22 protein-coding genes are annotated in these 24,418 nt (G+C 67.2%); 12 read left to right on the top strand and 10 right to left on the bottom strand.

The window, feature by feature from the left end; translation table 11 throughout:
* Window positions 1–95 precede the first annotated feature (95 nt).
* Window positions 96–3,605 carry a DNA polymerase III subunit alpha gene (dnaE, locus tag ASF32_RS18640; RefSeq protein ID WP_056431789.1) on the top strand — a complete coding sequence of 1,170 codons (3,510 nt, stop codon included), beginning with the start codon at window positions 96–98 and terminating at the stop codon, window positions 3,603–3,605.
* A 5-nt stretch (window positions 3,606–3,610) separates the two neighbouring features.
* On the opposite strand, the gene ASF32_RS18645 is transcribed toward dnaE, so the two are convergent.
* Window positions 3,611–4,000, bottom strand: a complete 390-nt coding sequence (locus ASF32_RS18645; protein ID WP_056431794.1) for a helix-turn-helix domain-containing protein — start codon at window positions 3,998–4,000, stop codon at window positions 3,611–3,613.
* 99 nt (window positions 4,001–4,099) lie between these two features.
* Between ASF32_RS18645 and ASF32_RS18650 the strand changes: the two genes are divergently transcribed.
* The 3 genes from ASF32_RS18650 (at window position 4,100) to ASF32_RS18660 (ending at window position 5,858) form a co-directional block, all read left to right on the top strand.
* Window positions 4,100–4,870, top strand: a complete 771-nt coding sequence (locus ASF32_RS18650; protein ID WP_056431797.1) for an SDR family oxidoreductase — start codon at window positions 4,100–4,102, stop codon at window positions 4,868–4,870.
* Window positions 4,871–5,049: 179 nt separating this feature from the next.
* The gene (locus tag ASF32_RS18655; protein WP_056431800.1) at window positions 5,050–5,409 is read left to right on the top strand and encodes a hypothetical protein; all 360 of its coding nucleotides are present in this window, start codon (window positions 5,050–5,052) and stop codon (window positions 5,407–5,409) included.
* Between the two features lie 14 nt (window positions 5,410–5,423).
* Window positions 5,424–5,858, top strand: a complete 435-nt coding sequence (locus ASF32_RS18660; RefSeq protein WP_056431803.1) for an MEKHLA domain-containing protein — start codon at window positions 5,424–5,426, stop codon at window positions 5,856–5,858.
* A 167-nt stretch (window positions 5,859–6,025) separates the two neighbouring features.
* On the opposite strand, the gene putA is transcribed toward ASF32_RS18660, so the two are convergent.
* The 4 genes from putA to ASF32_RS18680 form a co-directional block, all read right to left on the bottom strand.
* Window positions 6,026–9,769 carry a bifunctional proline dehydrogenase/L-glutamate gamma-semialdehyde dehydrogenase PutA gene (putA, locus tag ASF32_RS18665; RefSeq protein ID WP_082469893.1) on the bottom strand — a complete coding sequence of 1,248 codons (3,744 nt, stop codon included), beginning with the start codon at window positions 9,767–9,769 and terminating at the stop codon, window positions 6,026–6,028.
* Between the two features lie 221 nt (window positions 9,770–9,990).
* A complete protein-coding gene (locus ASF32_RS18670; RefSeq protein WP_056431809.1) occupies window positions 9,991–10,704 on the bottom strand; it encodes a gamma-glutamylcyclotransferase in 714 nt (237 codons plus the stop codon).
* 59 nt (window positions 10,705–10,763) lie between these two features.
* Window positions 10,764–11,561, bottom strand: coding sequence for a hypothetical protein (locus tag ASF32_RS18675; protein WP_056431812.1), 798 nt, complete (start codon window positions 11,559–11,561; stop codon window positions 10,764–10,766).
* Window positions 11,562–11,630: 69 nt separating this feature from the next.
* Window positions 11,631–11,999 carry a hypothetical protein gene (locus ASF32_RS18680; RefSeq protein ID WP_244477898.1) on the bottom strand — a complete coding sequence of 123 codons (369 nt, stop codon included), beginning with the start codon at window positions 11,997–11,999 and terminating at the stop codon, window positions 11,631–11,633.
* Between the two features lie 214 nt (window positions 12,000–12,213).
* On the opposite strand from ASF32_RS18680, the gene recO reads away from it, so the two are divergent.
* Entirely contained in the window at window positions 12,214–12,954 is a 741-nt protein-coding gene (gene recO, locus ASF32_RS18685) for a DNA repair protein RecO (RefSeq protein WP_056431819.1), read from the top strand.
* A 53-nt stretch (window positions 12,955–13,007) separates the two neighbouring features.
* Window positions 13,008–15,260 (top strand): DNA topoisomerase IV subunit A, encoded by a 2,253-nt coding sequence (gene parC, locus ASF32_RS18690; RefSeq protein WP_056431822.1) that lies wholly within the window; start codon window positions 13,008–13,010, stop codon window positions 15,258–15,260.
* Between the two features lie 175 nt (window positions 15,261–15,435).
* On the opposite strand, the gene infA is transcribed toward parC, so the two are convergent.
* Window positions 15,436–15,708: a translation initiation factor IF-1 gene (gene infA, locus ASF32_RS18695; RefSeq protein ID WP_018045296.1), complete on the bottom strand. Its 273-nt coding sequence runs from the start codon at window positions 15,706–15,708 to the stop codon at window positions 15,436–15,438.
* 323 nt (window positions 15,709–16,031) lie between these two features.
* On the bottom strand, window positions 16,032–17,177 hold the full coding sequence (locus tag ASF32_RS18700; protein WP_056431825.1) for a branched-chain amino acid ABC transporter substrate-binding protein: 1,146 nt from the start codon (window positions 17,175–17,177) through the stop codon (window positions 16,032–16,034).
* A gap of 265 nt (window positions 17,178–17,442) precedes the next feature.
* On the opposite strand from ASF32_RS18700, the gene ASF32_RS18705 reads away from it, so the two are divergent.
* The 4 genes from ASF32_RS18705 to ASF32_RS18720 are packed head-to-tail and all read left to right on the top strand — an operon-like array spanning window position 17,443 to window position 20,115.
* Window positions 17,443–17,766 carry an XdhC family protein gene (locus ASF32_RS18705; protein ID WP_056432390.1) on the top strand — a complete coding sequence of 108 codons (324 nt, stop codon included), beginning with the start codon at window positions 17,443–17,445 and terminating at the stop codon, window positions 17,764–17,766.
* 9 nt (window positions 17,767–17,775) lie between these two features.
* Window positions 17,776–18,492, top strand: a complete 717-nt coding sequence (locus ASF32_RS18710) for an XdhC family protein (protein ID WP_056431828.1) — start codon at window positions 17,776–17,778, stop codon at window positions 18,490–18,492.
* Complete coding sequence (locus tag ASF32_RS18715; protein WP_056431831.1) at window positions 18,489–19,529, top strand: molybdopterin-binding protein; 1,041 nt, start codon at window positions 18,489–18,491, stop codon at window positions 19,527–19,529. The genes ASF32_RS18710 and ASF32_RS18715 overlap by 4 nt, the downstream gene beginning before the upstream one ends.
* Window positions 19,522–20,115 (top strand): nucleotidyltransferase family protein, encoded by a 594-nt coding sequence (locus ASF32_RS18720; protein ID WP_056431833.1) that lies wholly within the window; start codon window positions 19,522–19,524, stop codon window positions 20,113–20,115. The genes ASF32_RS18715 and ASF32_RS18720 overlap by 8 nt, the downstream gene beginning before the upstream one ends.
* Here ASF32_RS18720 and ASF32_RS24815 read toward each other — a convergent pair whose 3' ends face one another.
* Together ASF32_RS24815 and ASF32_RS18725 are read right to left on the bottom strand one after the other, a co-directional pair.
* Window positions 20,116–20,277, bottom strand: coding sequence for a DUF2256 domain-containing protein (locus ASF32_RS24815; RefSeq protein ID WP_200919186.1), 162 nt, complete (start codon window positions 20,275–20,277; stop codon window positions 20,116–20,118). It abuts the gene before it with no gap.
* A 12-nt stretch (window positions 20,278–20,289) separates the two neighbouring features.
* Window positions 20,290–21,156, bottom strand: coding sequence for a formyltransferase family protein (locus ASF32_RS18725; RefSeq protein ID WP_056431836.1), 867 nt, complete (start codon window positions 21,154–21,156; stop codon window positions 20,290–20,292).
* Window positions 21,157–21,270: 114 nt separating this feature from the next.
* Here ASF32_RS18725 and ASF32_RS18730 point away from each other — a divergent pair, with 114 nt between their 5' ends.
* Window positions 21,271–22,005 (top strand): SDR family oxidoreductase, encoded by a 735-nt coding sequence (locus tag ASF32_RS18730; RefSeq protein ID WP_056432393.1) that lies wholly within the window; start codon window positions 21,271–21,273, stop codon window positions 22,003–22,005.
* The gene (locus ASF32_RS18735) at window positions 22,002–23,552 is read left to right on the top strand and encodes a cryptochrome/photolyase family protein (RefSeq protein ID WP_056431839.1); all 1,551 of its coding nucleotides are present in this window, start codon (window positions 22,002–22,004) and stop codon (window positions 23,550–23,552) included. The genes ASF32_RS18730 and ASF32_RS18735 overlap by 4 nt, the downstream gene beginning before the upstream one ends.
* Before the next feature lie 3 nt (window positions 23,553–23,555).
* Here the strand turns inward: ASF32_RS18735 and bcsS are convergent, their stop codons facing one another.
* Entirely contained in the window at window positions 23,556–24,251 is a 696-nt protein-coding gene (gene bcsS, locus ASF32_RS18740) for a cellulose biosynthesis protein BcsS (protein WP_200919188.1), read from the bottom strand.
* Between the last annotated feature and the right edge of the window lie 167 nt (window positions 24,252–24,418).

The following is a 24,418-nucleotide window of genomic DNA, read 5'->3' on the forward strand; positions in this document are numbered from 1 at the left end:
AGGGGGCGTTGCGGGAAAGGCCCTCTCCACAGGCAAATGCGCCGGATGTGGTAATGGTAATGGACCGTGAACCGCGACTCGGGATGGGTTGAGCCATGGCGCGCATCCTCAAAGATCCCGGTTTCGTCCACCTCCATGTCCACTCGTCCTTCTCGCTGCTCGAAGGGGCGCTGAAGGTCGGCGACATCGTCAAGGCGGCCGCCGCCGACCGGCAGCCGGCGCTGGCGCTCACCGACACCAACAACCTGTTCGGGGCGCTGGAATTTTCCGAGAAGGCCGCCGGAACGGGCATCCAGCCCATCGCCGGCATGCAACTCTCGGTGGTTTTCGAGGCGCCGGATCCGATGGCGCGGCTGTCGCAGATCACCACCTCCAACGTCGTCGTGCTGGCGCAGAGCGAGGCCGGCTACGGCAACCTCCTGCGCCTGGCGAGCCGTGCCTATTTCGACGGCCCCCTGGGCGATGCGCCCCGTCTCACCGTAGAGGCACTGGCGGAGAACGCGGAAGGCCTCATCGCTCTGACGGGTGGCACCACCGGCCCCCTCGATACGGCCCTGCGCGGCGGACGTGTCGAGCTCGCCGCCGCCCGCCTCGCCCAGCTGAAACAGGCTTTCGGCGAGGACCGGCTCTACGTGGAGATCCTGCGCCACGGGCTCGATGACGAGCGCATGGTGGAGCGCGAGCTGATCCGGCTCGCCGATTCCAACGGCCTCTCGATCGTGGCCACCAACGAACCGTTCTTCGCCAAGCCCGATGATTACGACGCCCACGACGCGCTGCTCGCCATCGCCGAGGGGCGACTCGTTTCGGACGAGCGCCGCCGCAAGCTCACTCCGCGCCACGGCTTCAAGACCCGCGCCGAAATGGCCAAGCTCTTCCACGACCTGCCGGATGCCCTGTCCGCCACCGTGGAAATCGCCATGCGCTGCACCTATCGGGTGCGCACCCGCAAGCCGATCCTGCCGAATTTCGGCGTCGTTGCCGCTCTCGACGCGCTGCCCGTGGAGGCGGTCTCGCCGGATGTCGCCGAGGAGATCGCCCTCGACGAGCCGTCCGAACTGCGCCGCCAGGCCGAGGCCGGACTCGAACTGCGTCTGGCCCAGCACGGCCCCTGCGAGGGCATGACCGAACAGGTCTATCGCGATCGTCTCGCCTTCGAGCTCGACGTCATCGTGAAGATGAAGTTCCCCGGCTACTTCCTCATCGTGTCGGACTTCATCAAATGGGCCAAGGACCACGACATCCCGGTGGGGCCGGGCCGTGGTTCGGGTGCCGGCTCCCTCGTCGCCTACGCGCTCCTGATCACTGATCTCGATCCGCTGCGCTTCGGTCTGCTGTTCGAGCGCTTCCTCAACCCCGAGCGCGTCTCGATGCCGGATTTCGACATCGATTTCTGCGTCGATGGCCGTGAGCGTGTGATCCAGTACGTGCAGGAACGCTACGGCCACGAGCAGGTCGCGCAGATCATCACCTTCGGTACGCTGCAGGCGCGCGGTGTGCTGCGCGACGTCGGCCGCGTCCTCGAAATGCCCTACGGGCAGGTCGACAAGCTGACGAAGCTGGTGCCGCAGAACCCGGCCAACCCCGTCACCCTGGTCCAGGCCATCGAGGGCGAGCCCAAGCTTCAGGCGGCGATGGAGGAGGAGCCCGTCGTCGCCCGGCTGATGCAGATCGCCAAGAAGCTCGAGGGCCTGCACCGCCACGCCTCGACCCACGCGGCGGGCGTGGTCATCGGCGACCGGCCGCTGGAACAGCTCGTGCCGCTCTACCGCGACCCGAAGACCGGGATGCGGGTGACCCAGTTCAATATGAAATGGGTGGAGGCGGCGGGCCTCGTGAAGTTCGACTTCCTCGGCCTCAAGACCCTGACCATGCTGCGCTGCTGCACCGACCTTTTGGCGCAGCGCGGCATCATCGTCGATCTCGCCTCGCTGCCTCTCGACGACGCGGCGACCTATACGCCGATGAAGCGCGGCGAGACGGTGGGCGTGTTCCAGGTGGAATCCGCCGGCATGCGCAAGGCGCTGGTCGAGATGCAGGCCGACCGGTTCGAGGACATCATCGCCCTCGTGGCGCTCTACCGGCCCGGCCCCATGGCCAACATCCCGGTCTATTGCGAGCGCAAGCTCGGCCGCGATGCCGGCAACGAGGCGAGCTGGTACCCGCACGAGAAGCTGGAGCCGATCCTCAAGGAGACCTTCGGCATCATCGTCTACCAGGAGCAGGTGATGGAGGTGGCCAAGCTTCTGGCCGGCTACTCGCTCGGCGACGCCGACATGCTCCGCCGCGCCATGGGCAAGAAGATCAAGGCCGAGATGGACGCCCAGCGCGACCGTTTCGTGAAGGGCTCGGTGGAGCGCGGCCTCACCGAGGCCAAGGCCAACGAGATCTTCGACCTGCTGGCGAAATTCGCCGATTACGGCTTCAACAAATCGCACGCCGCCGCCTACGCGCTGCTGACCTACCAGACGGCCTATCTCAAGGCGAACTACCCGGTGGAGTTCCTGGCCGCCGCGATGCAGCTCGACATCGACGTCACCGACAAGCTCGCCGAGTTCCGCCAGGACGCCCAGCGCCTCGGCATCCCGGTGGACCCGCCCTCGATCAACACCTCGGGGGTCAATTTCGAGGTCCATGACGGGCGCATCGGCTATGCGCTCGCCGCCATCAAGGGCGTGGGCCGGGCCGCCGTCGAGGCCGTGGTGGAGGCACGCGGCGACACGCCGTTCAAGGACCTCGCCTGCCTGGCGCGCCGGCTCAACCCGCGCCTCATCAACAAGCGCACCCTGGAGAATCTCGTGGCGGCCGGCGCCATGGATTGCATCGAGGTCGACCGCGCGCGGGCCTGCGCCGCCGTCGAGCCGATGATGAAGCTGGCGCAAGGGGCGGCGGAGGCGGCCAATACGGGCATCGTCGACATGTTCGGCGGCATCGCTTCGGCCGACGTGACCCTGCGGGTGCCCGCCTACGAGCCCTGGCCCATGGCCGAGAAGCTGAAGAAGGAATACGAGGCCATCGGCTTCTTCCTCTCGGGCCATCCGCTCGACGAATATGCCGGCCTGCTGGAGAAGCTGCGCGTCCAGAGCTGGGCCGAGTTCTGCCGCTCGGTCCGCGCCGGCACCTCGAGCGTCGGCAAGGTCGCCGCGTCCGTCCTCGACCGGTCGGAGCGCCGCACCAAATCCGGCAACAAGCTCGGCATCGTCACGCTCTCGGACCAGACCGGGCATTTCGAGGCGATCATCTTCCAGGAAGGCCTCGGCCAGTACCGCGAGATCCTGGAGCCCGGCCGCCCGCTTGTGCTCCAGATCCAGGCCAATCTCGAAGGCGAGGATGTGCGCGCGCGCATCGTCACCGCCGAGCCTCTCGACGAGGCGGTGGCACGCCACCAGAAGGGCATGCGCGTCTATCTGCGCGACGAGCGCCCCATCGTCAGCGTGCAGCAGCGCCTGCAGGTGCGCGGCGAGGGCGAGGTCTCACTGATCCTCCTCCTCGACGGCGGCGACCGGGAGGTCGAGGTCAAGCTCCCCGGCCGCTACCAGGCGACGCCGCAGATCGCCGGTGCCCTGCGGGCAGTGCCCGGTGTGGTGCAGGTCGAAGTGAACTGACGGAGTCAGCCTTCCGAGGGGAGGGGCCCGTCGAACGTCTCGCGCGCCTTCTCCACCGCCGCGAGGTTCTGCTCGGCCCAGATCCACACGCCGCAGAAGGCGGCGCCGAGGCTCTGGCCGAGTTCCGTCAGCCGGTACTCGACTTTGGGCGGCACCACCGGATGCACGGTGCGGATCACCAATCCGTCCCGCTCCATATGGCGGAGGGTCTGAGTCAGCATCTTCTGGCTGATCGTGCCGATCGAGCGGCTGAGTTCGGTGAAACGAAGCTCGCCCCTTTCCTCCAGGATTTCGAGGACCAGCATCGTCCATTTGTCGGCGACGCGGCCGATCAGGTCGTGGACCAGCGCCTCGACGCGCGGATCCGCGTCGGCGGGTGGGGGCGGGGCCGCCATGTCACGCTCTCCTTTTGGTAAGTACAAATCTTTTTGGTGCCTTCTACCCATCGGAGAGTAGGAGCGGCATCTGTTTGGGACAACCAGGAGGGATGTCCCATGAAGACGAGCGGCAACACCATTCTCATCACCGGCGGCGCATCGGGGATCGGCCGCGAATTGGCGGAGCGTTTCCAGGCCCAGGGCAACACAGTGATCATCGCCGGCCGCCGCCGTGATCGGCTCGATGCGGTCACGGAGGCCAATCCCAGCATGGTCGGCTATGTGCTCGATGTCGAGGACAAAGCCGGGATAGACGCTTTCGCCGCGACGGTGATCGCCGCCCATCCCGACCTGAACGTCCTGATCAACAATGCCGGGATCATGCTGTTCGAGGATCTCACCCGGTCCCGTGATCTGGCGGATGCCGAGGCGATGGTGACCACCAACCTGCTGGGGCCAATCCGCCTCACCAACGCGCTGATCGACCATCTCTCCGCTCAGCCGGACGCGGCGGTCGTCAACGTCTCGTCGGGCCTCGCCTTCGTGCCGCTGGTCTCGACCCCGACCTATTCGGCGACGAAGGCGGCGATCCATTCCTACACGGTCAGCCTGCGGGACGCCCTTAAGGGCAGGGTCGAGGTCATCGAGCTCGTGCCGCCCGCCGTGCAGACGGAACTCACGCCCGGCCAGTCGACGCGGGAGGGATACATGCCCCTCGGGGAATTCATGGACGAGGTGATGACGATCTTCGCGACGCAGCCGACTCCGCCGGAAATCCTGGTGGAACGCGTGGGATTCCTGCGCTTCGCGGAAAGCGAGAAGCGGTTCGACCAGGCCTTGGCTACCGTGAACGACTTCGCCAACAAGGCGCGCGCGGAGCAGCACTGACGCTCCGCAGCGGCCATGCGAGCCGGCTTGCCGGTCGGAAAGACGCGGCGGGAAACATCCGCCGCGTAACCGCGTCTTAATAATACCTTCAGCATGGTCGAGATCAGGCTGGACCCGGTGCTTGCCCAACAAGACCCGGCATGACGCAAGCTGGCGTCGCGGTTCGGTGGCACGCTTCGATGACGAGAACTCTCTTGCGCCTGTCGGTCTTCGTCATCCTCGCGATCCTGGTCTTCGTGACGCTGTCGCCGATCGGGCTCCGGCCGGTCGTCGCCTCGGCGAATGTCGAGCGGATGAGCGCATACGCCCTGTTCGGCTTCCTCTTGATCCTGGCCTATCCCAAGCGCTGGTATCTCGGGCTCATGACCGGAATGGCGGTGGCCGGCCTCCTCGAATTCGGCCAGGAATTGTCGTCGACCCGCCATGCGCGGTTGAGCGATTTCCTCGTGAAGGCAGTCGCCGCCGCGTTCGGCAGCGTCGTCGCTTATCTCGTCCTGGCCGCCTATGCCCGGTTCGAGCGGCCCTCGGCCTCCCGCTGACACAGGTGCCTGACGTGGATGTCTGCAACGATCCCGGTTTCCATACGCTCCTGACCGGGAGTTTCCGTCGTGCCGTCGGCCGGTCGCTGGTGCCCGAGTCTGGGGGCGACGCGGCTTGGCTCCATGCCGAGGCCCCCTTCGCGGTCCTGGCTCATGATGGGGCAGAGGACCCGCGTTTCATCTATGCGAATCTGACCGCTCTGCGCATCTTCGGCTACGAGAAGGACGAGCTCATCGGGTTGCCCTCTCGCTTCTCGGCCGAGGCCCCGGAGCGGGCCGAGCGTCAGCGCCTGCTCGATGCCGTCACCCGCGACGGGTTCGTCGCCAATTATGCCGGCATCCGCATCCGCAAGGACGGAACCCGCTTCCCGATCCGCGACGCCATCGTCTGGCAACTCGTGGATGAGACCGGTCTGCTGCACGGACAGGCCGCGACCTTTTCTGTCTGAGAGGGTTTCCTTGGTTCGACAGGTACCGACGAGCGGAGAGCGTGACGTTTTTCTTCCCTTCCACGACCTCGTCCTGAGGCACTGCGATAGCCGCCTCGAAGGAGGGCTCCAGAACCCGCTACGCGAGCTGGGGAGCTCCTTCGAGGCCTTCGCTGCGCTTCGGCACTTCAGGATGAGGTGGTGGGCGGGACCGTGATCGCATCGCTATCCTCGCCGAGGGTCATGAGGGCGGCATTGCCGCCTGCCGCCGCGGTGTTGATGCTGACGCTGCGCTCCCGAAGAAGCCATTCCAACGAGTAATCGTCGGCTCCTTTCTCCAGTTCGTCCGGCGACACGGCAAGGACTGGGAGGATGGCGCCCGGCAGCGCGGCGGCTCTCCGCGTCGCCGCGAGGGTCGCATCCGCTCCGCCCTCCACCAGGATCGCCGCGCAGCCCATCGCCTCCGCCTTGGCCGAGATGTCGATCTGGCGCCGCAGGGCGCCGGGCAGCATATCGAGCGCAGGTCGCAAGGCGGCAGGCATCTGAAGCCGGATCGCGTTGCCAGTGGCGAGGCAGGCGGCGATCTGCGCGAACAGCCCGGTCTCGCTGGCCGGAAAGCAGAGCACCGTGCCGCGCGGATGCAGGCTGTAGCGGTTGCTCTCGCCCACCGGGCCGGGCAGGCCGATGTCGAGCCCGAGGAGGCTCCGTTCGGCATAGGCGTCGCAGCGCGCCGCGTCCGTCTCGCGGCCTGCCGCCGACAGGGCGTCGCGCAGGGACGCCAGCGCCTCGGGCATGGCGGCGGGCCGCCGGACGAGGCCGGTCTTCGCTGGCGCCGAAGCCAGGAGGCGGCGGAGATAGAGCGGGCCGCCGGCCTTCGGTCCCGTCCCCGACAGGCCTTCGCCGCCGAAGGGCTGAAGGCCGACGACGGCCCCGATGAGGTTGCGGTTGACGTAGACGTTGCCTGCACGGACCCGGTCCATGAGGCGCGAGACGGTAGCGTCGATCCGGCTATGGACGCCGAAGGTCAGGCCGTAGCCGGTCCCGGCGATGGCATCGACGATCCGGCCGAGATCGTCGCGCCTGATACGCAGGACGTGGAGGATGGGGCCGAAGACCTCGCCGGACAGGTCGTCGAGACTGTCGATGGCGATCAGGGTCGGGGAAACGAAATGGCCGGTCGCGCGGGAGGGCGGCAGCGCGACCCGATGCACGGCGTGGCCGCGCTCCCGCATCCGCGCCACATGTTCTTCGATCGCCTCCCGCGCAGCCTCGCTGATGACCGGCCCGATATCGGTGGCGAGCCGGTCGGGATTGCCGATCGTCAGTTCCGCCATGGCGCCTTCGAGCATGGCGAGGATGCGGTCGGCGACCTCCTCCTGGAGGCAGAGCACACGGAGCGCCGAGCAGCGCTGGCCGGCGGAATTGAAGGCCGACATCACCACATCGGCGACGACCTGCTCCGGCAGGGCGGAGGAATCGACCACCATGGCGTTCTGGCCACCCGTCTCGGCCACGAACGGAATCGGCCGTCCATCCGGTCCGAGCCGCCCGGCCAGTTCGGCCTGGATCGCCTTGGCGACATCGGTCGAGCCGGTGAAGAGCACGCCCTGGACCCGAGGATCGGCCACGAGGCGCGCGCCGATCGCACCGTCACCCGGCAGGAGACCGAGTATGCCGTCCGGAATTCCCGCCTCGATCAGGATCTCCACGGCGAGCCCGGCCACCAGGGGCGTTTCCTCGGCCGGCTTGGCGAGGACGGCATTGCCGGCGGCGAGCGCGGCTCCGACCTGCCCGATGAAGATGGCGAGGGGGAAGTTCCAGGGGCTGATACAGGCGACGACGCCAAGGGGCGGATGAGTCGCGGGATCGAATCCCGCTGCCTGCGCTGCGTAATAGCGCAGGAAATCCACCGCCTCGCGGATCTCGCCGACGGCATCGGCGAGGGTCTTGCCGGCTTCCCGGATCAGCAACCCGAGGAACGCGTCGCGTCGCGCCTCGATCCGGTCCGCCGCCGCGTTCAGGATACCCGCCCGCCGCGATGGCGCCGTCGTCGCCCAGGCGCGGGAGGCTGATGTCGCACGCGCGATGGCGGCGTCGACGATCTCCGCCTCCGCCTCGATCACGTGGCCGACGATGTCGTTCCGGTCGGCGGGGTTGAGCACGGCGCGTTTCGTGCCGTCATACCCATCCGTCGGAACGGGCCGACACAGGCGGGGTGTCCCCGCACCCGCCCGCAGGCTCGCGCCGAGGGACGCGAGCACGTCCTCGTCGGTCAGGTCGAGGCCGCGCGCATTCAAGCGGCTCGGGCCGAAGAGATCGCGCGGCAGGGCGATCCCCGGATGGCCCGATCCCGGCGGTACGACCCGGCGGGCCAGCTCCAGCGGGTTGGCGACGAGGTCGCCGGCCGACACGGCGGGATCGGCGATCCGGTTGACGAAGGAGGAGTTTGCTCCGTTCTCCAGCAGGCGCCGGACGAGATAGGCGAGCAACGTGTCGTGCGAGCCCACCGGCGCATAGATCCGGCACGGCCGGTCGAGGATCGCGCCGCCGACCACCTCCTCGTAGAGCGCCTCGCCCATGCCGTGCAGGCACTGGAACTCGTAGTCGCCGGGCTGGAAATCTTCCCCCGCCATGGCGACGATGTCGGCGAGCGTGCGGGCATTGTGGGTCGCGAATTGCGGGAATACCGCGTCCCCGGCCGCCAGAAGCCGGCGCGCGCAGGCGAGGTACGACACATCGGTATGGAGCTTCCGGGTGAAGACCGGGAAACCGTCGAGCCCATCGACCTGGGCGCGCTTGATCTCCGAATCCCAGTATGCGCCCTTGACGAGGCGGACCATGAGGCGGTGTCCGCTCCGCCGCGCGAGGTCGATGACGACGTCCAGCACGGGGAGCGCGCGCTTCTGATAGGCCTGTACGACGAAGCCAAGCCCGTCCCAGCCGGCAAGACGCTCGTCCGACGCCAGGGCTTCGAGGAGATCGAGGGAGAGGTCGAGCCGGTCGGCCTCCTCGGCATCGATGTTGAACCCGATATCATGGCGGCTGGCCGCGAGGGCGAGGTCCGTCAGCCTCGGCAGCAACTCGTCCATCACCCGGTCGCGCTGGGCGCGGGCATAGCGCGGGTGCAGCGCTGAGAGCTTGACCGAGATGCCCGGCCCATCGAGAGGCCCGCGCCCGGCCGAGGCCACACCGATCGCCGCGATGGCGCCGGCATAATCCGCTAGATAGCGGGCGGCATCCGCTGCATTCACTGCCGCCTCGCCGAGCATGTCATAGGAATAGCGGAAGCCTTTCTCCTCCTTCGGCCGGCTGTTGCGGAGCGCTTCGGCGATGCTGCGGCCGGTGACGAACTGGCCGCCGAGCATCCGCATCGCCAGATCGACACCCATGCGGATGGCCGGCTGGCCCGCCCGACGTAGGACGCCCGTCAGCGCCGCCGTCAGGCCGGCCTCGTCCTCGACGCCGACCACCCGCCCCGTCAGCGCGAGGCTCCACGCGGCTGCACCGGCGAACAGCGAGGTGGGATGGCCGAGATGCGACCGCCAATCGCCATGTCCGATCTTGTCGCGGATGAGGGCGTCGCGGCTCGCCGTATCCGGAATGCGCAGAAGTGCTTCGGCGAGGCACATCAGGGCGACGCCTTCGGCGCTCGACAGGCTGAACTCGCGCATCAGCTGCTCGACGGGCCCGCGGGCGCCTTTCTCGCGCAAGGCCGCGACGAGGCGCCCGGCCAGATGCGTCGCCGCGGCATCCTCCGACGGACTTTGATGCACTTCCGCCATCAAGGAGGCGACGCATTGGGATTCGGAACGGCGATGGGCGGCGCGGACCCTGGCTCGGAGCGCTCCGAGCGGCGCGGCGGGACCCTCGAATTCAGAGAAAGCCAGCCTACGATCGGGCGGCAGCGGCGTCGGAGGTGGGCATTTGCTCATGGTATGAGGCTCATGGGTCGAAGCCTTCCCGCTGCTGCCCCCGGGCGATCACCGATATCCGGCATCTCCTCGAAGGAAGATGCACCGGAATTCGCCCGTGCACACCTGTGCGGAGCGACCTTGCCGATGCAGACCAACGAGGCCGCACCTGCGTAGTTTCCGGGCGGGTCGCCGGCCCTCTCTTCCACCTCGAAATCAGCGATGCGGGAAGGAGGGACCCGTTACCGCGTGGCGACGCGCAGCTCCGCTTGCTGTCGATATGCGGCCTCCAGGCGCTCGGCCACGAGATGCTGCAACCGCCAGAGATGGTCGTCGAGAATGCCGGCATCCGCGCAGGCCTGTGCCGTGCGGAACAGATATTCCGCACTCGGGCCGAGATGCCCTGCGCCGGTGGCGATCCGGTCGGCGATCTCCTCCTCCGCGAGGCGCCCGGTGTAGCGGTCGCTGGCGCGGTTGACGACGAAGGTCAGGGCGGTGACCGGCCCGGCCGCGGTTTCGACGACGACCCAGCGTCCCGCATAGCCTCCGCCGCGCATCTCCCGGCGCCAGACCGGCATCAGGGTCGCGGCCGGATCCGATCCCCTCAGGCGAAACACGATTCCGCGGCAGATGCCGCCCCGGTCGAGGGCAAGGACGAGGCCCGGCCGTTCGCGGCTCCCGCGAAACCGCCGCTGCAGCAGGCAAAAGCGCCGGTGATAGCCTCTCACCGTGCCGACGCACCGCTCGGCCACGGCGAATTCCGGCTGCCAGATCAGTGAACCGTAGCCGAACACCCAGAGCCCGTCCTCCGTCGGCCGGTGCCGGAGCATCCTGTCGAGGCCGGGCGCGAGGTCGAGATCGCTGATGAGATGCAGGGCGCTCGCATCGTCGGCGACCGAAGTCGGATGGGCACGGGCGATGAGGTCGAGGGTCAGCGAAAGGGGGCGATGCCGCATGGTTGGTATCGGAGCATCACCGGCCGGTCGGAGCAAGCCGCCACCTTGATCGTATGCGTTCAGGGCGGGACGCTGCTAACCGGTACGATCAATGCGGATCGACCCCAATGTTTTCGTATTCCCAGGACGATAGCAATACCGACGGTGAAGCTTAGCAGCGTCGACACAAGGCTGAGTGGAATGACGACGAAAAGAGCGAATATCAGATAAAGAACCAGTGCCGCAGTCATAGCGCGCAACAGGATGCTGAAAGCCCAGAGAGTGTGTAGCCAGCGGCTGCGATGTGTCGGACGCCAGGTGCCCACGAATGCCAGGACTGCCGTGAGGCATCCAAGGCCCATCACTGAGCCATGGAGATACGGATGCTCCATGATGAATGCAGACTCGCGAAACACGATCTCGCTGGGCGACGCCATGCGTGCCGCGAATCCCCAACTCTCGTTCCCCGATTCCATGCTCCACATGAAGTCGTCGCCTTCGACGCTCGCGCTCGGCAATGTCGTGTCTGCCGACCTGAACGAAGACGGATCAATCGTCAGAACCCCTGCTGTATCGTGGACGTAGCCTCGGCAGGATCTTGGTGTGCCGTCGCAAATCAGGGAGATCAGGGAGTACTTGCCGCTGCGCGCTAACGGTCGCCCCCGGCCATCGAGAACGAGAAGACGAACAGAATCAGAAAAGAGGATTCCATCTCCGTGAAGGAGCCTGATTTCACCCTGCTCGCCATCGGGCAGCGTCAATCGCTCCGTCTGCGTCATGTAAGGGGTATGTGCCACGGCGACGATGTTTCCCGCCGTTAGCGAGGGGACGGAGAGTAACAGCAGGATTAGAAACCGGAGGCCGTGCTTGGCTTTCATTTCTAGATCGTTCTTTCAGGTATTTTCTCGCGTGTTACTGCATCGGCCATTGCCGGAGAACATACATCCTTATCTGTTCCCCAGCGCCTCCAGCTCCTTGAACGGCTCCGTCCGGTGGCCCTCGCAGACCTCCTCGACATCCTCGAGGATGCTGAGCTTGCCGGCCTCCTCCCGAATGACGACCTTGGCTTTTTCACCCTTGAGGAAGCGGCGGCCCATCATCCTGGCGGACACACAGTAGAGCGTGCGTCCATCGTCCTGGAACGGTCCCGCGATGCGGCTATGCTCGAAACGGACCGGGATCACCGAGATCGAACCGAAGCCGCTCTGGCGAAGGGCCAGGGCAGCCACCCGCTCGCGCATGGTGAAGCTGGCAAGGGCAGCCGGAGCCGGTTCGCGTCGCCCGCATCCAGCGAGCGTGAGGGCGAGGAATGCCATCGCCGCGACAGTGACCATGGATCGCGGCAGCAACGGGCCGTTTCCGGCGATGCCATGTCGGGAGAGTACCATGCGAGGGGAGCACCTAACGGCGGACCCCGAAGCGTAGCGTTTGACACGCCCTGCGGGAATATATGGATCACCACAATCCAGCGCGTTTCTCGATGCCGTCGGCCCGTTTCCAACGCATCCGCCACGCCTTAATGAGAGGGCCATGCAATGGACCGATGACGGCGTGGTGCTGGGGCTGCGCAAGCAGGGCGAGACGGGAATCGTCCTCGAAGTCATGACCGCGTGCCACGGCCGCCATCTCGGCCTCGTCCATGGGGGGCGTTCGCGGCGGATGCAGCCGGTGCTCCAGACCGGCAACCACGTTCGCCTCACCTGGCGCGCGCGTCTCGACGAGAGCCTCGGCGCCTTCGCGGTGGAACCTTTGGAATCCTCGGCGGCGCGGCTCATGGGCTCGGGGCTCGCCCTCTACGGAGTGACCCATATGGCGGCGCTCCTGCGTCTGCTGCCCGAGCGCGATTCCCATTCCGCTCTCTACGAGGCGGCCCGCGTGCTCATCGCCCATCTCGATGACCGGGTGATCGCCCCCCTCCTGATGGTACGGTTCGAACTCGCGATCCTGGCCGAGCTCGGCTTCGGCCTCGATCTCACCGCCTGCGCGGCCACGGGTGGCAACGATGCGCTGATCTACGTCTCGCCGAGGACCGGGCGGGCTGTCAGCGCCTCGGCCGGGGAGCCCTTCCGGGACAGGCTGCTGGCGCTGCCGGGCTTCCTTCTCGAGCGGGAGAAGGGCCGGGGCGGTTCCATCTCGCCGGACGAGAGGGATGTAGCCAATGGATTTACCTTGACGGGGTATTTCCTCGACCAGCACATCTGGGGACCCCGCGCCATCGCCCCTCCGGCGGAGCGTGCGCGATTCGTTGCGTTGGGGAGGCAGAGCAATTAAGTTCTGTTCTCGTTATGTTCTGATATGGGCCATGTCCGGCCCGGGAGTTCGTCATGGGCCAGCCCTTCGATCCACCGTCGGGATCCGACGGTATCGAGAGCGTCGAACTGAAGTCGGCGCTCGAAGAGCGCTACTTCGCCTATGCGCTTTCCACCATCATGAACCGCGCGTTGCCCGATGCCCGCGACGGCCTCAAGCCGGTGCATCGGCGCATCCTCTACGGCATGCGGCTCCTGCGCCTGGACCCCAACACGGCGTTCAAGAAATGCGCGAAGATCGTCGGCGACGTGATGGGCGATTTCCATCCCCACGGCGACCAGGCGATCTACGATGCGCTGGTGCGCCTCTCACAGGATTTCGCGCAGCGCTATCCGCTGGTGGATGGCCAGGGCAATTTCGGCAATATCGACGGAGATGGCCCCGCCGCCTACCGCTACACCGAGGCGCGGCTGACGGAGGTGGCGCGCCTGCTCCTCGACGGGATCGACGAGGACACGGTCGATTTCCGGCCGTCCTACAATGGGGAGAAGGACGAGCCCATCGTCCTGCCGGCGGCCTTCCCGAACCTGCTCGCCAACGGCTCCCAGGGCATCGCGGTGGGCATGGCCACCTCGATCCCGCCGCACAACGCGGCCGAACTCTGCGACGCGGCGCTCTATCTCATCGGCCATCGCGAGGCGACGTCGGCCCAGCTCCTCACCTTCGTGAAAGGGCCCGATTTTCCCACCGGCGGCATTCTGATCGACAGTGCCGAGTCGATCGCCGAGGCCTACCGTACCGGGCGCGGCGGTTTTCGCGTGCGGGCGCGTTGGGCGAAGGAGGATACCGGGCGCGGCACCTGGAACATCGTCGTCACCGAGATCCCCTACGGCATTCCCAAGGCACGGCTCATCGAGAAGCTGGCCGAGTTGCTGCAGGAGAAGAAGCTGCCACTGCTGGCGGACGTGCGCGACGAATCGGCGGAAGACGTCCGTGTCGTGCTGGAGCCGCGCTCGCGCAGCGTCGACCCGGTGATCCTCATGGAATCCGTGTTCCGGCTCACCGAACTCGAAGCCCGCATTCCCCTCAACATGAACGTCCTGGTGGGCGGTCTCGTCCCGCGCGTGATCGGGCTGGCCGAGGCCCTGCGCGAATGGCTCGACCATCGCCGCGTCGTCCTCCAACGCCGCTCGCGCCACCGCCTCGGGCAGATCGAACGCCGCCTCGAAATTCTCGGCGGCCTTCTCATCGTCTATCTCGATCTCGACGAGGTGATCCGCATCATCCGCGAGGAGGACGAGCCGAAACCGTCCCTGATGAAGCGGTTCGAACTCACCGAACTCCAGGCCAACGCCATCCTCGACACGCGCCTGCGCTCGTTGCGCAAGCTGGAGGAGATGGAGCTCAAGCGCGAACTCGATACGCTGACCAAGGAGAAGGACGGGATCGAGGAACTGCTCGGCTCCGAAAAGATGCAATGGTCGGACATCACCAAGCAGATCCGGGCGGTGAAGAAGACCTTCGGGCCCGAGACCAAGATCGGAGCCCGTCGCACCACCCTGGAGAACCCGCCCGACACCGCAGGGATCGATTTCACGTCCGCCATGGTGGAGCGCGAGCCGATCACCGTCATCGTCTCGGCCAAGGGCTGGATCCGCGCCCTCAAGGGGCATGTGGCCGATCTGTCGGGCGTCGCCTTCAAGGGCGATGACGCGCTCAAGATCTCGTTCCTCAGCGAGACCACGGCCAAGATCCTGGTCCTGGCCTCTAACGGCAAGGTGTTCACCCTGGAAGCGGCGAAGCTTCCGGGCGGACGCGGCTTCGGTGACCCGATCCGCTTGATGGTGGATTTCGACGACGGCGCCGAGATCGTCGCCGCCCTGCCGTATCAGCCAGGTGGCAAGCTCCTGATCGCGGGCTCGGATGGGCGCGGTTTCCTGGCCCCCGCCGACGCGCTGGTGGCCAATACCCGCAAGGGCAAGGGCATCATGGGGCTCGATGAGCCGGCCCAGGCCATGCTGCTCGTGCCTGCCAGCAGCGGCGATCATGTCGCCGTCTGCAGTGCCGACCGGCTATTGCTGGTCTTCCCGTTGTCGGAATTGCCGGAACTGTCGCGCGGCAAGGGGGTGCGCCTGCAGCGTTGCCGCCAGAGCACGCTCACCGACGCCCATGTCTTCACCCTGGCCGAGGGCCTGCCCTGGCGCGACAGTGCCGGTCAGGAGCGGCTCGCCAACGCGGCACTGCTGGAGAAGTGGATGGGCCACCGGGCCGAGGCCGGCACTCTGATGACCCGCAGCTTCCCGAAATTCGAGCGGTTCGGGAGGTAGGCGTCCGGGAGGGGCGAGATTCTGTGGGGTCTCGGGTGTTCCGGGACCGCTCAGCGGATCCCCGGGACCAAGACCGTAGGAGCGATCTCGTAAAACGAGACGGCACCTTCGGGGAGATAGCTTCGCCTACGGGTGGCCCGGCATATTCGAAGCAGGGGCCGCCTTTTCGTAAGGCTCAGCGGCGGCGGAACTGGCCGCGGATCGGCGGGCGCGGACCGGAGGAACGCTCGTCCTTGTGACGGAACACGAGGCGGCCCTTCTCGAGATCGTAGGGCGACATCTCGACGGTGACACGGTCGCCCGCCAGAGTCTTGATGCGGTTCTTCTTCATCTTGCCGGCCGTGTAGGCCACGATCTCGTGGCCCTGGTCGAGCTGCACGCGGTAGCGTGCGTCCGGCAGGATCTCGATCACGAGACCGTCGAACTGCATCAACTCTTCTTTCGCCATCCACACTCTCCAGCCGGAACGCCAGAACGGGGCATTCCGGGACACCAAAAACATAGCCGTTCGGCAAAACGCTGCGGGCGGCGGGTCCGATCCCATCGGATGCGCAACACCGGCGAGCGTCGGCGAGACATAATGTTCGCGCGTTCCGTAAGCAAGCTTTTACCGCCGTGAACGGTATCCCGTCGACAGAAAAGCACATCCTGTCCTGAGACCGGGAAATCTTCGTTGGTGCTTCAACTGCCCGGTCATCCTCTCGGCTCGTCCCAATCCGAGGCGACAGCTGCCTCATCGGGTTGGCGGCAAGGCGCCACTTTTCGCCCGGATCAGGGCGTCACGACATTGCCGGCGTAGTCGATACGGCCGTCGGGGGTCTTCTTCCACACCTGCAGCTGGTAGCCGGGCGCTTTGGTCTGGCCTTTATCGTCGAATGAGACCTCGCCAAGGGCGGTCTTCAGCGGCGCACCGCCATGGAGGAACGCCGCGACTTTGCGGCCCTCATTCGATTTGGTTTGCTCGACGGCCTGTCTGAGGATCTCGACCGCCGCATAGCCCTGCGCCGCGACCATGTCGGTCTCCGGACTCCTCGGCTTGGCCGCCGCTCCCTTGGGCTCCGGCAGCTTTCGCGGTTCGGGGGCAAGGGTCATCACGGTCCCCTCGGCGCCGGGACCGGCCCCGGCGGCGAACTCCTTGTCGAGCAGTCCATCGCTGCCGACGAGGGGAATGGCCAGACCCGCTTCGCGCAGGGAACGGATCAGCAGCCCCGCTTCCGGCGCAAGGCCACCGAAATAAACGACCTCGATCCGGGCGCGCTTCAGGCGGGCGACGAGGGCGGAGAGATCCTTGTCGCCGCGGCCGAGGCTTTCGAAGGCAGTCTCCGCCTGTCCATTCGTTTTGAGACTGCGAGCGACGTCGTCGACGAGACCCCGACCGAACGTGCTCCTGTCATGGACGAGGCCGATACGCCGCCCTCTGAAACGCTCGAGGAGATAGCCCGCCGCGATCGGCCCCTGCTCCGCATCGCTACCACCGAGGCGGAAGACGTTCCAGGCCCCACGCGTGGTCAAGGCGGGCCAGGCGATGCCGACCGTCACAGCGACGATCCCCGCTTCCTCGTAGACCGGCAGCGCCGATGCGGCCACGGCGGCATTGAGCGGCCCGATGACGAGGGGCACGCGATCGGCGGCGAATTTCCGCGCGACGGCCAGCCCCTGCTTGCCGTCGCCGGCATCGTCGGCAACGACGAGAGCGAGCTTCCGGCCCGAGGCTCCCGTCGCGCGGTTGAGATCCGCCACCGCTTGTTCGGCCCCGGCCCGGAGGCCCTGCCCGAAGGCGGCGTCAGGCCCGGTCAGGGGAAGCGAGAGCCCGATCCGGATCGGCGCCTGCGCGGCGCTCTGCGCCACGGCGCCGGAGGGTGAGAGGGCAAGCACAGCGAGGATCGCTACGGCGGCCGAGGGGAGAAAGGGTCTCATGGAACGGGGCCCGGAGGATTGGCGAGTAGAGGGCCCGATCTTCATAGCGCGCGCCAGCGGATTTGGCGCGGCCTGAAGCGCGCGTGCGCCCCGGCGACGAGACGCCTCCTCCGTGCTTGTCCGCACGTTTCGGAGATGGGACGTCCGGCAGGCATGGCATGGGCTTCGCCTCCGCATTGTGCCATCCGCGCCGGAGCTTATCTCCCCGAGGCGGCGTTGCGTGAGTGCCGTCATGCTCGAAGACGCGCAGCGCGCGGAGTGTCCCATGCTCTCCACCGAAACCGATATCCTCAACGCGGCCGAGTCGTGGCGCCGTAGCGGGCGCGGCGTGGCGCTTGCCACCGTCGTCGAGACCTGGGGCTCCGCGCCTCGCCCGGTCGGCAGCCACCTCGTCGTCGACGAGGGCGGAAACTTCCTCGGCTCGGTCTCTGGCGGCTGCGTCGAGGGGGCCGTCATCACCGAGGCACTGGATGCCATCTCCGATGGACGGCCGCGGGTGATCGAGTTCGGCGTTGCCGACGAGACCGCCTGGCGGGTGGGATTGTCCTGCGGCGGGCGCATCCGCGTCTTCGTCGAACGCATCGACTGAAGCGGCGCCATGCAACTCGATTCTCTCCGTGCCCTCAATGTCGAGCGCGCCGCGCGCCGCGCCGCGCTGCTCATCACCGATCTCGATGACGGCAGCCAGCGTGTGGTCCGCGAGGCCGAGATCCCGGCCGATCCCCTCGCCGACATCCTGGCGCGGCGCCTCGCCTCGGGGAAGAGCGGCCTCGTCGAGGTGGAGGGGCGGCAGCTCTTCCTCACAGTCCAGGCTCCCAAGGTCCGGCTCGTCCTCATCGGGGCAGTGCATATCAGTCAGGCTTTGTGCCTGATGGCGGCGGCGATCGACCTTTCGGTGAGCGTCATCGACCCGCGAACGGCCTTCGCCACCCCCGAGCGTTTTCCTGAGGTTTCCCTTGTGCCGCTCTGGCCGGACGAAGCCCTGGCCGGACCCGTGCCGCCCCTCGACCGCTATTGTGCCGTCGCCGCCCTGACCCACGATCCGAAGATCGACGATCCCGCGCTGATCGCCGCCCTGAAGGCCGAGTGCTTCTATGTGGGTGCCCTCGGCTCGCGGAAGACCCATGCCGCGCGGGTCGAACGCTTGTCGCAGGCGGGGTTCTCGTCGGAACAGATCGGGCGGATCGAGGCGCCGATCGGCCTCGACATCGGCGCCGTGAGCCCGGCCGAGATCGCCGTCTCGATCCTGGCGCAGGTCGTCTCCACCCTGCGCGGCGCCGATCCGCGCGCTACCAAGCCCGGAGTTCCCGCTTGAAGTTCGGTTCGGTCGCGATCTCGCAAGCCGCGGGGCTCATCGCGGCCCATACTCTGCGGGCCGACGATGTGATCGTCCGCAAGGGGCGGCCGATCGGGAGTGAGGATGCGCGCCGTCTCGGTGAGGCCGGCCTCGACAGTGTGGTGGCGGTGACCCTGGAGGCGGGCGATGTCGGCGAGGACGAGGCCGCCGCCCGCCTCGCCGGCCGGGTCGCGGGGGCTGGCCTTTCGGCAAGTCCCGCTTTCACGGGACGCTGCAATCTCCACGCGGAGGTGCCGGGCCTTCTGATGATCGACCGCGCCGTCATCGACGCCGTGAACGGGGTGGACGCGGCGATCACGCTGGCGACCCTGCCTCCTTTCCGGCCTGTCATCCCCGGCGAGATGGTGGCGACGGTCAAGATCATCCCCTACGCCGTCTCGGCTTCCGCCCTTGAGCGCGCGTGTGGGATCGCGACGCCCGAGGCACTGACGGTCATCCCCTATCGCCGTCGCCGGGTCGGCGTCGTCTCGACCCTGTTGCCGGGGCTGAAGGAGACCACCATCGCCAAGACCCTGCTCAACCTCGAGCGCCGGCTGGCGCCGACCGGGGCCGGGATCGTCTCGGATATCCGGGTGTCGCACGAGGCTGGCGCCATGGCCGCCGCCCTTCGCCAGACCATCGCCCGCGACGAGGCCGATCTCGTCGTGGTGTTCGGCGCTTCGGCCATCGCCGACCGGCGCGACGTCATCCCCGCCGGTATCGAGGCGGCGGGCGGTGAGGTGGAGCATTTCGGCATGCCCGTCGATCCCGGCAACCTGCTTCTGGTCGGCCGTATCGGCGACGTCCCGGTCATCGGTGCGCCGGGATGCGCGCGCTCGCCCGCCGAGAATGGGTTCGACTGGATTCTCCACCGCCTTCTCGCCGGCCTCGTCGTCAGCCGGGCCGATATCGTCGGGCTCGGTGTCGGAGGCCTGCTCATGGAGATCGTGTCCCGTCCGCAGCCTAGATCAGGCGAGGAAAGCGCGCTGGACGAGGGCATGACGGACGATGCCTGATCGGATCGGCATCCTCCTCCTCGCCGCCGGGCGGGGGACGCGTTTCGGCCAAGCGTCGAAGATGCTCGGCACCCTCGACGGCAAGCCACTCGTGCGCCACGCGGCCGAGTCAGCGGTCGCGGCGAAACTCGGGCCCGTGGCGGTCGTAATTGGCGCGCATGGCGCAGCAATCCGGCAGGCACTTGCCGGCCTCGACCTGCGGTTCATCGACAACCCGGCCTATGCGGACGGGCTGTCGACCTCCCTGCGGTGCGGTCTCGACGCCCTGCCGGGTCCCGATGGAATCATCGTCATGCTGGGGGACATGCCGCGTGTCCGGCCGTCCCACCTCGCCACCCTGGCCGCCGCTTTCCTGGCTGCCGATCCGGTGCCCGCCGCCATTGTCCCGGTCCATCGCGGCGTGCGCGGAAACCCGGTTCTGTTGAATCGCGCGCTCCTCGCACCCGACCTGGCCTCGCTCACCGGTGACCAGGGTGCCGGCCGTCTCCTCGCGGCGCGGACGGACGTCGTCGAATGGGAGATGGATGCCGCCGTCACCTTCGACATCGATACGCAGACGGCCCTGATCGCTGCCGCCGGTGCTTGATCAGGAGGCCTTGCCCGACCGCTTCGCCTCGTTCCGGCACCGGTCGGAACAGTAGCGGACCTCGTCCCAGACACGTTCCCATTTCTTGCGCCAGGCGAAGGGCTTGCCGCAGGCGGCGCAGACCTTGGTGGGCAGATCCGCCTTCTTGCGCATGCGCGACATGGGAATTTCGTCCTATCGCCCGAGTTGCCCGACATCCGCGACGGCGACCGGGCTCCAGCGGGTGATCTGGATGAAGCCGTCGCGCGCGGCGATCACTACGTGGCGGCGGTAGCGGTGAACGATCGTTCCCGGCGCATGGCGGTGCGGCTCGCGCCAGCCCTCCGCCGCCGCCACGAAGATGGAGTTGTCGCCCAGCCGCGCAATGGTCTCGATGGTGCCGAAGGCCCGCATCCGCCGCAGGATCGCCTCGACGTCGGTGCGGAAATCGAGGGTCCTGTCCGCATCGGTGGCACGGGCCCAATAGGAGCCTTCGCCCTGGGGCTGGGCTGCCTGCCAGCGCGCCGGCAGGTCACGCGCAATCGGTCCCGAGGCGAGCCGCCGGGCGGCGATCTGGCATCGGGCCAACAGGGTCTCGTGGGTCTCCTGCGGCGCCATCGCGAAGGTCTCCTGCGCGAGAATGTCGCCGGTATCGAACCCCTCCTCGGCCAGCACATGCGCCGTCACGCCCCAGCTGTCGCGTGCATCGGTGATCGCCTTGAACAGGGGATAGGGGCCGCGCCCCACCGGCAGGGGCGAGGGATGGAAGTTCAGGGCGTAGGCGGCCCGGTTGCGCCAGCCCTTGATAAGCCAGGGGTAACCGGCCACCACCAAGGCCCAGTCCGTCCCGTGGGTCTGCGTCAGGGCATCGAGATCCGCGAGCTTGATCCGGGAAAGCTGCATCGGGATGCGATGTCGGCGGCTCTGGGCCACGACCGCCTCGTTGTGATCGTAGAGCCCGTCGCAGGGCCGGGTGAACAGCTTGATCGGAGTCCATCCGGCTTCCACCAGCGCTTCGAAAACGCCTCCGAGGAAATCGATGCCGGCGAAGGCAAACTTCATGAACATCCCCGGGGCGTGGTTGCGAGACGTGCGACTCTACGGATGGGGCCTCACAGGCTCCACGGCAGCATGATCCGCCTTACCTAACCGATCCGGCAGGGAATGGGAGCGGTCATGAACCGGGTTGTGATCTACGGCGGAACCGGCGGCATCGGCATGGCCACGGCGCAGGCCCTGCGTAAGCGCGGTATCCCGCTGCATCTCGCGGCACGGGATCCCCAGCGCCTCGAAGACGCCGCCGCCCGTCTGGGAGACACGACCTTCACGGCCGGCGACGTCACTGACCCCGCCCATTTCACCACGGTGACGCAGGAAGCGGGCGGTTCGCTCGCAGGCCTCGTCTACGCGGTCGGGACGATCAACCTGAAGCCGCTGGCCAAGCTGACCGTCGACGACGCGGTAACGGATTTCAAGCTCAACGCCCTCGGCGCTCTTCTCGCTCTCCAGGCCGCGGCGCCGGCGCTGAAAGCTGGTGCGGGCGAGACAGGAGCCGGCGTCGTCCTGTTCTCCACCGTGGCGGTGGCACAGGGCTTTCCGGCCCATGCCTCGGTCGCCATGGCGAAGGGGGCGGTCGAGGGTCTCGCCCTGTCCCTCGCCGCCGAACTCAGCCCTCAGATCCGGATCAACGTCGTCGCCCCCTCGCTGACGCGCACGCCGCTCGCCGCCGCGATCACCGGCAACGAGACGCTGGCCGCCGGGATCGCATCCATGCACGCCCTCCAGCGCCTGGGCACGCCGGACGATATCGGTGCGCTCGCCGCCTTCCTCGTCTCGGCGGAAGCCGGGTGGATCACCGGCCAGATCATCGGCGCGGATGGCGGTCGCTCGGCCCTGCGTACGAAGGGGTGACCCACCAACGCACGCTCCGCTTCGTCCTCGGTGATCAGCTCCACCGCCGCGTTTCCTCGCTCACCGATCTCGACCCGCACTCCGACATCGTTCTCATGGTCGAGGTGTGGGAGGAGGCGACCTATGTCCGGCACCACAAGCAGAAGATCGCTTTCCTGTTCTCGGCGATGCGCCATTTCGCGGCCGATCTGGAGGCCGAGGGCATCACCGTCGACTATGTGCGCCTCGATGCGCCGGGCAATACCGGCTCGTTCACCGGAGAACTCCAGCGAGCGGTCGCGCGGCACGAACCCGACAGGATCGTCGTCACCGAGCCCGGCGAGTGGCGCGTCTGGGAGATGATGCAGGGATGGCGTGATGACCTGCCGATGCCCGTCGAGCTTCGCGAGGACAACCGTTTCCTCTGTCCGCGCTCGGATTTCGCGCGCTGGGCCGAGGGACGGCACGCCCTACGGATGGAGACGTTCTATCGCGGCATGAGAAAGCGCACTGGCCTCCTGATGAAGGACGGCGAGCCGATCGGCGGCCAGTGGAACTTCGACCACGACAACCGGAAGAAATTGCCACGCGGGCACCGCCCCCCGGAACGCCCGGGCTTCGCGCCCGATGCGATCACGTCCGAGGTCATCGCCCTGGTCGCGGACAGGTTCGCCGGGCATTTCGGCGATCTCGATGCCTTCCGCTGGCCCGTCACCCGCGCCGACGCCGTCGTCGCTCTGAAGCACTTCCTGGCCGAGTGTCTTCCGCGTTTCGGCGACTACCAGGATGCGATGAAGTCGGGCGCGCCGTTTCTCTACCATGCGCTGATCTCGCCGGCACTGAATGCGGGCCTGCTCACGGCGGGGGAGGTCTGCCGGGAAGCGGCCCGCGCCTATGACGAGGGAGCAGCGCCGCTCAACTGCGTCGAGGGCTTCATCCGCCAGATCCTCGGATGGCGCGAATACGTCCGGGGGCTCTACTGGGCCAGGATGCCGGCCTATGCCGAGACCAACACCCTCGGCGCCAAGCGTGATCTGCCCTGGTTCTACTGGTCGGGCAAGACGCGCATGAACTGCCTTGCGCAATGCGTCGCCGAGACGCGGGCCCATGCCTACGCCCATCACATCCAGCGGCTGATGGTGACTGGCAATTTCGCCCTGCTGGCCGGGATCGAACCGGCGCAGGTGGAGGAATGGTATCTCGTGGTCTATGCCGATGCCTACGAATGGGTGGAGTTGCCCAACGTCCACGGCATGGTCCTGTGGGCGGATGGCGGCGTCATGGGCTCGAAACCGTATGCGGCCTCGGGTGCCTACATCAACCGGATGTCGGATTACTGCCGGGGCTGCACCTACGACGTCGCTGCCAAGTCCGGCGACAGCGCCTGCCCGTTCAACTACCTCTACTGGAACTTCCTCATTGAAAATGCAGACCGCCTGGCGGGGAACCCGAGGATGGCGATGCCCTACCGTACCCTCGACGGATTGGGCGAGCAGCGACGGGAGGAGATCACGACTGATGCGGCCCGCTTCCTGGCCGGCCCGGAGATGCGTCCCGCCCCGCCCTGAATCTCACCAGGGCTGCCAGACGGCCAGGGTGACATAGGGGCTTCCCCCGCCATCGGTTTCGGTCTGGTAGCCGAGCGAGGCGCGGAAACTCACGTCGCCGATGCGAAAGTCGGTGGCGTGGACACCGATCCCGAACTTCGAGTAGCCGCTTCCATCCAGATAGACGGTAGCCTCCGGGCCGAGATAGGTCCCCCACAGGCCATGACCCCAGGCGAGCCGGCCCCAGGCGCTCTGGCGCGTCGAGCCGAGGATCGCAGTGGCGGTGAGAAGAGTGGTTTGCGTCGGCCGCGCCCAGACCTCCCCGTGCAGCCTGATGCCGTAGCGGTCGGGCAGAACCAGCGTGCCGACGACGTTCCGCTCCACTTCGATGCTTCCCTCCGGACCAGCGAAAGCGGCGACCACGCCCCAATCGCGGAACCATTGGTATCCGGCGAGCACAGCTCCGAGCGCCGTAAGGCGCGTCTGATCCGTGGAAATGCCCCGTATCGTCGGGCCGCGTTCGGCCCTCGCCCCTGCGCCGCCGCTTGCGAGGATAGCGAAACCGTCCCGATCGCGCCCGTCGAACGTGATCTTCGCGCCCGCCGTGATGAAGGGGGATGCTCCGGCATCGAGGCTGCCGAAGATCAGTGCCGAGATCGAGCCCTCTTCCGATTGAGCCGGGTTCGAGACGAGGCCACAGCAGAGTGCGGCGCAGCACATGAGTATCGGATGAGCCGAATGCAGTGACCGTCTCGTCGATCTGGCCGGTCGTCCCACGTCCCTTCTCCCTCCGTATTACCGGAGGACAAATGTACGACATCCTATGAGAAGTTGTACTGGTTCGTGAATATTGGACTGTGGGTCGTGCGCATAGACCGCCCAATACG

The sequence above is a fragment of the Methylobacterium sp. Leaf91 genome (genome assembly GCF_001422815.1).
In the GTDB taxonomy this organism is placed as follows: domain Bacteria; phylum Pseudomonadota; class Alphaproteobacteria; order Rhizobiales; family Beijerinckiaceae; genus Methylobacterium.